Annotated in this window: 10 protein-coding genes; 8 read left to right on the forward strand and 2 right to left on the reverse strand. The window is 37.2% G+C overall.

Features of this window, described 5'->3' with window-relative positions; translation table 11 throughout:
• The first annotated feature begins 9 nt into the window (after positions 1 to 9).
• Together FLEMA_RS0106055 and FLEMA_RS0106060 are read left to right on the forward strand one after the other, a co-directional pair.
• Positions 10 to 3,798: a hydantoinase B/oxoprolinase family protein gene (locus tag FLEMA_RS0106055; protein WP_044174399.1), complete on the forward strand. Its 3,789-nt coding sequence runs from the start codon at positions 10 to 12 to the stop codon at positions 3,796 to 3,798.
• 84 nt (positions 3,799 to 3,882) lie between these two features.
• A complete protein-coding gene (locus FLEMA_RS0106060; RefSeq protein WP_026994695.1) occupies positions 3,883 to 4,317 on the forward strand; it encodes a hypothetical protein in 435 nt (144 codons plus the stop codon).
• A 4-nt stretch (positions 4,318 to 4,321) separates the two neighbouring features.
• Here FLEMA_RS0106060 and FLEMA_RS0106065 read toward each other — a convergent pair whose 3' ends face one another.
• A complete protein-coding gene (locus FLEMA_RS0106065; RefSeq protein WP_044170948.1) occupies positions 4,322 to 5,146 on the reverse strand; it encodes a ThuA domain-containing protein in 825 nt (274 codons plus the stop codon).
• A 267-nt stretch (positions 5,147 to 5,413) separates the two neighbouring features.
• Positions 5,414 to 6,430 carry a GntR family transcriptional regulator gene (locus FLEMA_RS0106070; RefSeq protein WP_026994697.1) on the reverse strand — a complete coding sequence of 339 codons (1,017 nt, stop codon included), beginning with the start codon at positions 6,428 to 6,430 and terminating at the stop codon, positions 5,414 to 5,416.
• Positions 6,431 to 7,243: 813 nt separating this feature from the next.
• Here FLEMA_RS0106070 and FLEMA_RS0106080 point away from each other — a divergent pair.
• The 6 genes from FLEMA_RS0106080 to FLEMA_RS0106105 all read left to right on the forward strand — a co-directional run bounded on the left by FLEMA_RS0106080 (position 7,244) and on the right by FLEMA_RS0106105 (position 13,878).
• Positions 7,244 to 7,561: a hypothetical protein gene (locus tag FLEMA_RS0106080; RefSeq protein ID WP_044170951.1), complete on the forward strand. Its 318-nt coding sequence runs from the start codon at positions 7,244 to 7,246 to the stop codon at positions 7,559 to 7,561.
• Positions 7,562 to 7,832: 271 nt separating this feature from the next.
• Positions 7,833 to 9,440, forward strand: coding sequence for a SulP family inorganic anion transporter (locus FLEMA_RS0106085; RefSeq protein ID WP_026994700.1), 1,608 nt, complete (start codon positions 7,833 to 7,835; stop codon positions 9,438 to 9,440).
• Positions 9,441 to 9,524: 84 nt separating this feature from the next.
• Positions 9,525 to 10,850 carry a hypothetical protein gene (locus FLEMA_RS0106090; protein WP_026994701.1) on the forward strand — a complete coding sequence of 442 codons (1,326 nt, stop codon included), beginning with the start codon at positions 9,525 to 9,527 and terminating at the stop codon, positions 10,848 to 10,850.
• Positions 10,851 to 11,026: 176 nt separating this feature from the next.
• On the forward strand, positions 11,027 to 11,704 hold the full coding sequence (locus FLEMA_RS0106095; RefSeq protein ID WP_026994702.1) for a response regulator: 678 nt from the start codon (positions 11,027 to 11,029) through the stop codon (positions 11,702 to 11,704).
• Between the two features lie 18 nt (positions 11,705 to 11,722).
• The gene (locus FLEMA_RS0106100) at positions 11,723 to 13,105 is read left to right on the forward strand and encodes a sensor histidine kinase (protein WP_026994703.1); all 1,383 of its coding nucleotides are present in this window, start codon (positions 11,723 to 11,725) and stop codon (positions 13,103 to 13,105) included.
• A gap of 449 nt (positions 13,106 to 13,554) precedes the next feature.
• Positions 13,555 to 13,878 carry a hypothetical protein gene (locus FLEMA_RS0106105; RefSeq protein WP_026994704.1) on the forward strand — a complete coding sequence of 108 codons (324 nt, stop codon included), beginning with the start codon at positions 13,555 to 13,557 and terminating at the stop codon, positions 13,876 to 13,878.
• The last annotated feature ends 120 nt before the right edge of the window (positions 13,879 to 13,998 follow it).

Genomic DNA, 13,998 nt, shown 5'->3' on the forward strand with positions numbered 1-13,998 from the left:
ATCACAACTATGAATCAGTTTAAAATTGCGATTGACACTGGCGGTACATTCACCGATTGTATAGCTACCGACGGCCAAGGTAATATTTATCGAAAAAAAATCCTTTCTAACAGTACCTTACGAGGAAATATTAAAGCGATTGTTGCTCCTAACAAAATTCAGGTTAGTCAATCTTGGTATTTGTCCAGAGATATTCTTCAAGGATATACCTTCAGGTTGTTAGATGGGACATTCGAGGCTGAGGTAGTATTTTTCGATACAGAAAAATCTGTTTTCCAGTTGAATAAGTCTATAGACTTATCAAGTGTTAATGCCAATTTTGAAATCACAGCTTACGAAGAAGCTCCAGTACTGGGAGCAAGGCTTATTACCGAAACAGCCTTGACCGAAGCTTTTCCTCCAATTGAGCTAAGGGTGGGGTCTACTAAAGGTACAAATGCTTTATTGGAGCTAAAGGGGGCAAAAACGGCTTTTTTAGTAACCAAAGGGTTCAAGGATTTATTGGTAATCGGTAATCAGGCACGTCCAGATATTTTTGCCCTGCATATCGAGCGTCCAGAGCCTTTGTATGAGTATGTAGAAGAAATACAAGAGTATATCGATGCTGAAGGGCAAATCATAGAACCCTTGTTGCTCGAAAAACTTGAAGGATTGGCTAGTCGTTTACAAGAAAAAGGAATAGAAGCCATTGCGATTTGTCTGAAAAATGCCTATCAAAATAACCTTCATGAAAAAAAACTAAAAGCTTATCTCGACCAGTATTTCCCTTTTGTAAACATCTCTACCGACCTCAGTTCACAAATCAAATTTCAGAATCGAGCCGAAACCACTGTTGTTAATGCGTATTTGGCACCAGTTATTCACCAGTATTTACAAAAAATTGCCTCCAAAGTAGGAGAGAGCAATATGAAGGTAATGACCAGTGCTGGGAGTTTGGTGAGGTACAATGCTTTTCATCCTAAAGATAGCCTATTTTCGGGGCCAGCGGGCGGTGTTGTTGGGGCATCGGTCATAGCTCAAGGTGCTGGTATTCAAAAGTTTATTGCTTTTGATATGGGCGGTACAAGCACCGATGTTGCACGGTATGATCAAGCTTTAGAGTATCAATTTACCCAAAAAATAGGCAATGCTCAAATTTTCAGCCCATCGTTGGCTATCGAAACGGTAGCAGCAGGAGGTGGCTCGATTTGTGCCTTTGATGGCTTCAAACTTACTGTAGGCCCCGAAAGTGCAGGATCTTGGCCTGGGCCAGCGTGTTATGGTGTTGGTGGCCCATTGGCAATAACCGATGTCAATTTGCTATTAGGAAGGCTAGATAGCCGTCAGTTTGGAATTCCTGTTTTTGTGGAAGGAGCTCAAAATAGATTGACCGAAATACTCGACCAAATTGAAAACTGTACAGGTAAGCGGCCACTTGCCGAAGAAATACTAGAAGGCTTCAGAACTATTGCCAATGAGAAAATGGCTGAAACGGTTCGGAAAATTTCTATTGCCAAAGGCTATGCTACCGAAGATTACGCCTTAGTGGCTTTTGGTGGTGCAGGAGGCTTACACGTTTGTGGTATTGCCGATTTGTTGAATATCAAAACGGTTTTATTGCCACAAGATGCAGGTTTATTATCGGCTTATGGGATTTCTCAGGCACGTGTAGAGCGTTTTGCAGAAGCCTCTATTCTAACAATTTATACCAAGCAATTAGATGAAAATCTAGCCAGCACTTTTGACGAACTAACCCAAAATACTTTTGGTCAATTAGAACAAGATGGCATTGCTCCCGAAAATACTACCATAAAAAATCGATTCATTTATTTACGATTAAAAGGGCAAGATAGTAGCCTCGAAATACATTGGACTCATTATGAGGATGTTATTGCTAATTTTCAGCAAAAATACACACAAATTTATGGGCATTGGACCAGCGATAGAGCCATCGAAGTAGAAAACATTAGGGTAATAGCTACTGAAAAAATAACAGAATCAAGCACAAAAAATACTACGTCGGCGAGGCAATACGTGGCTCAATCACCACATCAAATCAAGGCTTGGGTTGAGAATCAATGGCGAGATATTCCTGTATTTACCCGAGAACAGCTTGTGGCAGGTGCTGTTATTGAAGGTTTTGCTTTGTTTTTAGACCGTTTTAGTACAACCGTCGTTGAACAGGGCTGGCAGTTGTATTTAGATGCCTCAGGTTTGGCTATTATCAAAAAACAATCTATTGACAATCAGGTGTCTATTCAAGGGGGAGCTACCGAAGAAGTAACACAACTAGAGCTATTTACCAATCGCTTTATGTCAATTGCCGATAATATGGGCGTACTCTTACAACGTACATCGTTATCGGTCAATGTCAAAGAAAGGCTTGATTTTTCATGTGCTTTATTAGATGCCAAAGCCGAATTAATCGCCAATGCACCACATATACCTGTGCATTTGGGGAGCTTGGGGGTATGTGTCCGCAAACTTTTGCAGCATGTTACCTTACAACAGGGCGATGTCGTGATTACCAATCATCCAAAATTTGGAGGCTCACATTTGCCCGATGTTACATTGATATCGCCAGTTTATACCCAAAATGGACAAGATTTAATTGGCTACGTGGTTAATCGCTGTCATCATTCCGAAATAGGAGGAATTCGCCCTGCTTCTATGCCTCCTAATGCCCAAAATTTAGCCGAAGAAGGCGTTGTGATTCCTCATGTGTTTTTGGCTAAAAAAGGTGAAATTAATTGGGAAGAAATCAAAAATGTACTAAGCTCGTCGGTATACCCTACAAGAGCATTGGACGAAAACCTAGCCGACTTAAATGCAGCTTTGGCCTCCAATAAAAATGGCGAAATAGCCCTACAAACACTTGTACAAGAACATGGCCTTGCCAAAGTGCATTATTATATGGATTTATTGAAGGAATATTCTGCCCTGAAAATGCAAGCACGCCTCGCCCAGTTTGAAGAGGGTATTTATCAGGCAACAGAATACCTTGATGACGACACAATACTAAAAGTACAGGTACTTATTAATGAAGGCAAGTGTACCATAGATTTTACGGGTACAAGTGGTGTGCATACGGGCAACCTAAATGCCAATGAGGCTATTGTCAATTCGGTAGTAATTTATGTGTTGAGACTATTACTAAAAACCAATATTCCTCTCAACGATGGTATCTTGCGAGTTGCCCAATTGATTATTCCCGAAAATACGTTACTCAATCCGTATTTTCCCGACAACCCCGCCAACTGCCCTGCTGTAGTAGGAGGCAATGTAGAACTAAGCCAACGCCTTACCGACACGCTGTTAAAAGCATTCGGAATTGTGGCTTGTTCGCAAGGTACTATGAACAATACGCTATTTGGTAATGATAAATTTGGCTATTATGAAACCATTTGCGGAGGTAGTGGTGCTGGCAATGGCTTTGATGGTATTTCGGGTGTACATACCCACATGACCAATACCCGCATTACCGACCCCGAAGTTTTGGAAAAACGCTATCCTGTAATTCTGAATCGTTTTGAAATCCGAGAAAATTCGGGAGGAAATGGGCAATATCGTGGTGGAAATGGCATTGTTCGGGAATATACATTTCTTGCTCCTGTCCAATTATCTATTCTGACACAACACCGAAAATACGCCCCTTATGGCATAGCTGGCGGTGAAAATGCTACTTGTGGCGAACAATATATTATCAGAAACGATGGCACTGTCGAAACCCTAAATGGAATAGATGGTGCCGACCTCAACATTGGTGATAAACTAATTATGAAAACTCCTGGTGGTGGAGGTTATGGAATAGCCGTATAAGTTTGTAAATTAGTACCTTCAAAATACAGGAAGCTATACAACTTCCTGTATTTTGATATTATCACAACCCACATACATAATTAAATGCTCTATAAATTAACCTTAATTACCCTTGCTTTTTGGTGGGGGGCTTTTACTTTTTTGGCTGCTGTAGTCATTCCAATTGGAGCTAATATTCTTGGTTCGCAGCTCGAAATGGGCTTTATTACACAACAAGTTACCAACGAATTAAACTTCTTGGGGATGCTTGTTTTTATGATTTATGCCTATTATACCAAGCACATAACCGACTCTAGCCAATATCTTTTTTATAACTTTACCGCTGCGTTATTGATAGGAGGGCAGTTGTTCCTTTTTTTAATGCACTATCACTTAACCGACTTGATGGATTTTGTTCATAGAAAAATACCTCATCCGCTTACTTTTCATTCTTTACACCGAGCCTATATGATCACCAATGTGATTATTTGGGCAGTAGTAAGTGTTTTACTGTTTAAATTGCTACAACGAGAAAGATAGATTATTAACGTTTTTTAGCTGATTTGCCTAGCCATAATAGTGTATCTATAATGAGGCGGTTTTGGGTGACATTGGCAAATTGAAAAGACAATTCTTGGTTATTCCCATGTTCGTAGTCAATATCGTTATGCCCCATATTGATATACAGCATTCTATACTTTTTGTTACTCCAAACTACAGGATAGTCGCCACTATGCCATATTTCGTGTTGTTTTGGGCCAGTACCCAGTGGAAAACTCGTAGTATCTATTGATAGTAGTACTTCTATATCAGGATTATTCCTCAAATTATTGCTCCAGCTATACCACTCATTAGGAGACGATGCAAAGGTTTTGGGTAAATGTTTGGTAGCAGGGTGTTGGGGTTTTTCATTTTTCAAAATAGCCGAAGTAGGTCGCCAAGTATTACCTTTGTATTGTCCCGAACCCAGAAAAGTGTTGTGATACCAATCCCAATTCTGAGGATATTGCGAAGGCGTTAGGGCAAAACCTGCAAAATGAAATCCTATCCAAGCCCCACCATTTTCCATATAAGCCTGAAAGGCGGCTCTTTGGGTATCGCTTTCGGGGCGTGTATCTAAAAACAATACGATTTGATATTGTGCCAAAAACTTGGTGTTTAGGTTATCCCAGTTGTTGGTAGAGTCGTACGAGAAATGATATTGCTGTGCCATTTCACCAAACCACTTGTTAGCTTCATGTACAAAGCTAATATGAGCAGGGTCGTGTTGAGCGGTATAAAAAGCAATAACCCGAAATGACTTTTTGTGTTGTTGTGCAAATTGACAGAACGAAATACATAAGAATAACAACAAGAGGATTTTTTTCATAGTAGTTTTCAAAAGGTAAAAAAGAGGGATTTCGGCTTTGACATAAGTAGTTGCTAATTTTCAATACAATATTTGCGAAAAAACTGGAGGCTACTATCTCGTTTTGTCGTATCAGATGTAAAAACATAAGTCATCCCGAATTTAGCGAATCATTATTTACTAAAGTCGGGATGACTTATGTTTAGGGGAAAGATTACTATTGGTTGCTTACAAAATAATCTGAGCAAGGCAGAGTTCATTCCTCTTAATTGCTAAATAAAGATATTCTTACAACGAATTTCTTTTGATAAAACTACAATAATTGATAAAACGACCTTTTTGCCTTTCGGTTATCATTTCGGCAGCACGTAGGCCCATTTGGTGAAAGTCGTTAGAAATAACTGAAATACCTTCTGCCAAAATTTCCTTGATAGGCGTATCGTCATAAGAAATTAAGCCAATGTCTCTACCGAGTTTCCAACTTTTCTTGTTCGACCAATTGATAAATCTAACAAGGTCATTTTCTCGAAAAACTAAATAAGCGTGGTCTTTTTGTAGATGTTCCTCTTCTTCCAAATCAGGAATAATTTCAAAGGCAATGCCATATTCAGTACAAAACTTTTTGAAACCATTGATAATACCTACAGGAGTGTACTGAAAGCTTTTGCTACTAAGTACCAGCGATAGTGTTTGGTATTTCATAATCAAATCTTTGGCCTCCGATAGCCCTTGATAAATATTCTGTTCAAAGTCTTGGTACAAAATGGCATATTCATCGCCAAAAGAAGGTACATCAATATCAAGAATAAGTAGTTTTTCTTTCGGGATTTGGCTGAGGATTTCAGAAACGTCTTGATTAAAATGAGGCATAATAACATAGAAATTGTAATGCCCTAAATTATTCAAAATCAGGTTGTCGAATACCTTAATATTATGGTGGTGAAAAAAAATATTCACCGTCACCGATTCGCCCAAAGCCGCTACAAGAGCATCATAAAGGATTTCTTTATAAGGCGTTAGCGAGTCGAAAAGCACAAATACATTGAGCTGACTTCGTGTGTCGGTGCTATTAACATAAAATCCTTTGCCATGATGCGAAGTTACCAAACCTCTTTCACGAAGTTCGTCGTAAGCCTTCGTAACAGTCATACGAGCCATCCCAAAGGTTTGAGCTACCTCGTTGATAGAAGGCAACTGCTGCCCTCGGGCTAGGTTGCCGTTTTCAATGGAATCTATAATAAACTCAATTAACTGCTGATATTTGGGTTTACTAGATTGGGAATCTATAAGTATAAAATCTTTCATTCAGTTCTACTATAAGTATTCGAGGTATTGTTGTTGATAATGGGTAATGTCCTGAAAAAGAAGCATATCGGCAATATAGTGCCATAAAATAAGTAAAAATTATAGCTATCATCAACAATTACCTACAAATCTACCAAATATGTGCAAATTATTATTGAAATTGTTTTGAATAGCAAAAAATGTATTTATATTTGCCAAGTAAATTTGGAATAGCACAGCATAGCATTGTTTAGTAAACGAAAGTAAGAAATTATCTAAGTGATACAAATTACTTTCTTCAAAATATATCATTTACATATCGGGCTGCTTAGGCACTCGGTATTTGGTTAGTTTTTGTTTATAAAAATGGTTAATGGTGTACAATGTCTGACGGAGTCACCTCGAAGTGTCTCCGCAGGCAATTGTCTTAATAACCCCACACGATTTTAGATGAGGCTCCTACTTCTGAATATTTAACTAGTAAGACTGTTTGTATAGCAAGCAGTCTTTTTTTTTCTACGGCTACAAGCTATTTTGAGGTTACAGCGTTATACTGCAAGTTCCATACCTAATAATGGCATTCAATTGGCCTATCAAAAGTACAAGAGAACGGTTTATTTACCCGATTTTAGATAAAAGCACTGATGAAAATTGTTTGTTTTTAATATTAAATTGAATTTTGCACGGAATAATGCAAATAGCGTAAAAAAATTATAACTATTTTAATTGAATGTTTAAACCAAATTACTAATTTGGTATCAAAGACTCCAAAATCCAAAAGTCTTCTTATTGTTGGGCAGTATGAAATACTATTTCAAGATACTTTTACTTTTCATGTTTGCTAGCTTCAAAGTGGCAGCCTCAATGGCATGGTACTCAGAAGCAAAAGTAAGCTTGGTAAAGGTATATACATTGTCTGCCACCAACGACGCTCATGAAATTCACTATGGCGATGAGAAGCTCAATGAAACCGAGGAAACCGAAGAAGATGCTAACGATACTTTTTACGGTCTTTTACCAATCAATACCTTACAAGAACTCTTTACACTTCCATATCTATTAAAACAAAATAGTGAGTTTAATAGACAAGCTTCATTATATTTCCAATCTGGTAAACAGCTTTTTATGCTGTATCAAAATTTTAGGATTTGATATTTCTTGCTGAAATGTAGTCATACATTTTGAGACACCCCATAGCCAAACGTATGATGTTAGGGTTATGATTTTGTATGTGATTAATTTTAATCGCTTTAATAATCAATGGATTACGCTTTTTACTCTCGCTGGTAGAAAGTTACAAAAACAGTCTCAGATTTAATTTATGAAAAAGGGCAATAGTAAATTATTACTAAACCTTTGTGCTACCACACTCGAATACGCTAGTACTATTATATTTTGAACACACTAAATTAGAAGAAGCTAGATGAATACTATTAATAAAAATTTTATTCCCCAAGATGGATTGGCAGGCTTGAAAGAAAATTTTGGAAAAGATTTACTTTCTGGATTCATGGTATCATTATTGGCCTTGCCTCTGAGCTTGGGTATTGCCAAGGCCAGCGATTTTCCTAACCCTATGTACGGTGTGCTAACCGCTATTATTGGAGGTGTTGTAGTTAGTTTTTTAGCGGGTTCACAACTTACAATTAAAGGCCCTGCGGCAGGCTTGATTGTAATAGTGTCGGGCTCTATTGCCGAGTTTGGAGGAGGAGAACACGGTTGGCAATTAACATTAGGTGTAATTGTTGTGGCGGCAGTAGTTCAGTTTTTATTTGGGTTATTTAAGTTAGGCAAATTATCAGACTTTTTTCCATTGTCGGCAGTACATGGCATGTTGGCAGCTATTGGTTTGATTATTATTGCCAAACAATTATATGTTTTGTTGGGCTTAAGTACTAGCGGACCCGATGGTCATCCTATTACATCGCCGTTCGGTTTGCTTGGTAATCTTCCTTTTGCTATATCGCATGCCAGTAACAATATGCCTATTGTTATTGTAGGAGCTACCGCTTTAGCTATTGTTTTGTTATTGCCAATGGTAAAGAATCCTATTATCAAGAAAATTCCTGCACCCATGGTGGTTTTGTTGGTGGTAATTCCATTGGGTGTTTATCTAAATTTGAAAGATATAAAAGGTGGAGTATTGAAATTCGATAAATCGTTTGTTGAGATTGTTGGTTTTAATGCAAGTTTTGAAGGAGTAAAAAATATTGGTGTATTTGTAAAATACGTTATCCTGTTTGCTATCATTGGTAGCCTAGAGTCATTATTGACCGTAAAAGCTATTGATATGCTTGACCCATTCCGTCGTAAGTCTGACTATAATAAAGACATTATTGCAGTAGGTCTGGGCAATGGAATAGCCGCTCTTTTGGGAGGTATTCCAATGATTTCGGAGGTTGCTCGTTCTTCTGCCAATGTCAATAATGGTGCTCGTACTCGTTGGGCCAATTTCTTTCATGGAGCATGCTTATTAATGTTTATGTTATTTTTGATGCCAGTAATCCAAATGATTCCTAATGCAGCTTTGGCCGCATTGCTAATAGGGGTAGGTATCAAATTAGCTCATCCAAAAGAGTTTATACATGCTTTGCATATTGGTAAAGAACAGTTTTTGATTTTTGTAGTTACCATATTTTTTACATTATTTGAAGATTTATTGGTAGGTATTGCAGCGGGTATTGTAACCGAATTGATTGTAAATATCATTAATGGTCGTACATTCGCAGCAATGTTCAAAGCTCCGACTACGGTTGAAGAAAGCGAGTTCAATGAATATTACGTGAATATCAACGATGCGGCAGTATTCTCGAATTTTCTAGGGATTAAAAATAAGTTGTACAACCTTCCTAAAGAAAAAAATGTAACTATCAATTTGTCAAATACAAAATTGATTGACCATTCAGCTATGGAGGGCTTACATTTATTTAAGCATGATTATGAAGAATCAGGTGGAAAAGTAGTAGTAGTGGGTTTAGATAACCATACACCATTTTCAAATCATGAATTTGCGGCTCGTAAACAATCTTAATTAATCGTTATTCGAGCTTAATCTATTTTCAGGATACGCGTTTTGCGGGTATTTCTGAATGATTTAACAACCTAGAAAATACACATGAAAAAAGTACTTTTTCTCATGGTAGCTCTTGCTATGTCTGTAGCGGGCTATTCCCAAGTGTTGAAAGACGGAAAGTTTTATATTAATGAGGATGGTTCTCGTTATTTAAAGTTTACATTGAATACGCAAGTGTGGTTGCGATACAACGAAAGTAACCCTGGCACTACCGTAAATGGATTTAGTAAATCGTCGACTACCGATATTGGTATCAGAAGATTTAGAATACAGATGTTTGGACAATTGACCGATAGGGTTTTTGTTTATACACAGTTTGGACAGAATAATTTCAATTATTTGTCAGATAGAAAGACCGGTTTTTTTATACATGATGCTTTGGGTGAATATGCTGTAGTAAAGAATAAGCTTTCGCTTGGTACAGGTTTAACAGCATGGAGTGGTTTGGCACGCTTTTCGTCGCCTGCAGTAGGTGGAATTATGGGTATAGATGCCCCTTTGTACCAACAAGCTACCAACGATGTAACCGACCAATTTTTGCGTAAGCTGAGTGTATATGCCAAGGGTAAATTAGGAAAAGTAGATTATCGATTTGCCTTAACCGACCCTATGTCGTTTCAGAAATCGACAGCTTATAACGCAAGCAATACAATCTCCAAAACAAATGCTAATTTTGCCTTGTCGCCAGCAAAATTTCAAACGCAAGGATATGTGCAGTATCAGTTTTTGGATCAAGAATCTAACTTATTGCCTTATAATGTAGGAACCTATTTGGGCAAAAAGAAGGTTTTTAATATAGGAGCAGGCTTTATTTATCAGCCAGATGCCATGTGGCGATTGGGCGATAATGGCAAAGACACAATCAAAACCGCCATGCGATTAATGTCTGTTGATGCCTTTTATGATGCACCTATCGATCGAGAAAAAGGTACAGCAATTAGTGCTTATTTAGCATATTCGGATTATGATTTTGGTAAAAATTATATTCGAGAAAGTGGTCCAATGAACCCTGCCAACGGTAACAATATGCCAAGTGTAGTAAATGGGGCAGGAAACAATTTTCCAATGTACGGTACAGGACAAATTGTTTATGGACAAATAGGGTACAAAATGGCGGATAATTTATTAGGTAAATCGGGGGGCACTTTTATGCCTTATGTGAGCATGCAATATGCTAACTACGAACGCCTAGCCGATCCAATGGCTTATTATGACATTGGTGTCAACTGGTTGTTGGCAGGGCATACGTCAAAGCTGACGCTTGCTTACCAAAATCGACCGATTTATACGGCTGATGCCAATAGCGAATGGCACAGCACCGCCCGCAAAGCTGGTATTTTAGTGCAATACCAAGTGTACTTTAATTAATGTAGAAAACTGATTATAGCAATAATTTAGTTTGTATGTGGTTTATTATATCTATTGGGTTGGCGATATTCGTCAACCCAATTTTGTTTTGTTACCTTATTCTTAGTCGGTATTTGGATACAATGTCTCGTTTTTTTTGTTTAGTTTTGAAGTAACATAATCCCAATTTTTGAAATATGAAGTTATTACTCATCGAAGACGAAGCAAAAACAGTACAATCTCTTAGCAAAGGCCTAGGCGAATCGGGCTTTGAAGTAGATTTTTGCTACGATGGCCTAATAGGAAAACACTTGGCCAAAAAAAACACCTATGATGTGATTGTGTCTGATATTATTATGCCAGGTATAAACGGAATTGAACTATGCAAAGAGCTGAGAAAAGAAGGTATTTCAACTCCAATTTTGATGCTTACGGCTTTGGGTGATTTGCAGGATAAAGTAATTGGCTTTGATGCTGGTGCCGACGATTATCTAGTAAAACCTTTTGAGTTTGTCGAATTAGTAGCACGTATTAGGGCTTTGTCTCGGAGAAGTACGGGAGTGAATTTGCACAAAAATACCTTAAATTTTGCCGATTTAGAAATGAACCTCGATGCCAAAACGGTAACTCGCTCGGGTACAAAAATCCCGTTGACGGCCAAAGAATTTGAATTGTTAGAAATGCTGCTTCGTAATCAGGGAAAGGTACTTTCTAAAGTAGAAATTGCCGAAAAGGTATGGGACGTAAGTTTTGACACAGGTACTAATGTAATAGAAGTATATATCAATTTGTTAAGAAAAAAAGTCGATAAAGATTTTACCCAAAAACTCATTCATAATGTATATGGCATGGGATATGTATTGAAATCTGAATAAATCTAATAGAAGAACCCTATGCGGATTCGCTTAAAACTAACCTTACAATTCACATTGCTTGTTTCCCTAATAGTGCTATTGTCATTTTTAGGGATTTATTATTTTACCCATTCTTATATCGAAACTCGGTTTTATTCTCGGCTCAAATCCAAGGCCATTACTACAGCCGAATTGCTGGTGAAAGTAGACCAAATCGACTCGAAGTTGTTGAAGGTTATCGAGAAAACCAATAAAGATGTATTGTACAAAGAGAAAATTTCTATTTATAATTACAAAAACGAAGAAATTTATACCAATAACGACACCGTGAAGTTTGTCATCAGTAGACGATTTCTTAATGATGTTCGGCTTGAAGGAACAGCAACTACTACCTACAAAGAGATTCAAATTCTGGGGATTCCGTACTATGACAAATATAATCGGTTGTTGGTATTGGCGGGCGGGGTAGATTTGCATGGCCTGGATACCCTCCGAGATTTACAACGAATTTTGATTTCGCTTTATATGCTTATTGTCTTGGCTTCGGCTGTATTTGGTTGGATTTTTGCCCGAAGGGCTTTGTTACCAATTGCCGAGGTTATCAACGAAATGAATGATATTTACCCTAATAATCTTAATAAGCGACTGAAAATCAGGAATGTGAAAGATGAAATAGGACAGCTAACTTTTACCTTCAATAACCTACTTACACGGGTAGAGGAGGCCTTTCAGCACCAACAGGTATTTATTTCTAATGTAAGCCATGAGTTGAAAAACCCACTCACCAAAATTATATCCCAACTGAGTGTATCGTTGCTCAATCGGCGGTCTGAAGAAGAATATCAAGAAACGATGGTTTCGGTATTGCAAGATGTCAAAGATTTGAACTTGTTGACCAATACCTTATTGGAATTGACTAAACTAAGCGACGACAGCCTACCTAACCGTTTTACTAGCTTACGGATTGATGATATTATTTGGGAAGCCCGAACCTTTTTATTGAAGGTGCATAAAAGCTATAATATTTCAATTGAATTTTCAGAGAATATCGACTCCGATGAGCAATTGAGTATTTTGGGCAATTCGCAACTGCTAAAGGTTGCCTTCACCAATTTGATGGAAAATGGTTGTAAGTTTTCTGAAACCCATACCGTAAATATCAATATCGGTTATGACAAGGGCTTATTCTTGCAGTTTATCAATAAAGGGGCTGTTATTGATGCAAAAGACCAAAAGTTGATTTTTTTGCCATTTTTTCGCTCTAAAAAAACAGCAGACACACGAGGCTATGGGATTGGCTTGCCGCTTGCCGAACGCATTATCAAAATTCACAAAGGCGATTTGTTTATAGAAGAGTCTAATTTAGAAAGGACTGTATTTAAAGTACAATTTTTTGAAGAAAAAATTATAGAAGTTAACTAGATTTTAATTTTTTCTTCATTCAATCTTAACCATTTCTTTGTTACTTTAAGCATTGAATTTGACTGACATACAAAATATTGATATAGGTGTTTAAGGTGTTTGGTTTCTGTGGTTATTATTTAGCCACAGAAACTTTTTTTTGAATGCTCTGCTAGTTTTGTAGTATATCATAGGGCTGTTCATTAGCACAAAAAGAACAAAGTTCAGTGCAGACTTTTGCAATTATTTACAGAAAAAGCTATTTTTAACCATAATTGTACCGAATTTTTGCCTAACAAATAATAGCAGTAGCCTTATTGATATATTATTTGAGGTAATGGTCTGATTAAAAGGCTTATAGCAAAATAGGACGAAGTTGGACTAGCTTATCAAGGAAATGAATTATTGACATTGTTTTGGCAAGCAATGTATGTTTTCAACTGCTCTTGAGCACATCAAAAACGAGTAATATGATTATAATAGAACATAAGGATACCAAAGTAAAAGATAATAAAACAAATGTATCTAAACTATATTGGTTTGTTGGCATAATAAGTTTGTGTTGTGTAGGTTCTTTGATTACCAATTGGTATCAATGGAAAGAACGAAATATCGTTATCGAAAATCTTCGAGAAGCACTGATAAAACAGGATTCGACCCTCGCCAGCAAACTAGAATCAGATAAAGAAATTGCCCGATTGAAAAGAAAGCTTATCCGCAGAAGCAAACAACTCCCCAAATCTACCAGTACGACTCAGCTTACGCCCACCATTTCAGAACCCTTAAAAAAATAATACTTTAATAAAAAAATATTAATAAAGTACAAATATTCCTTTGTTAATAAATATCGTATATATTTTTTTATCAAAAAAACTGTTAAAATTTTCTTTACAAAAATAAAAATGATATATGTT

The organism is Flectobacillus major DSM 103 (assembly GCF_000427405.1).
Lineage (GTDB): Bacteria > Bacteroidota > Bacteroidia > Cytophagales > Spirosomataceae > Flectobacillus > Flectobacillus major.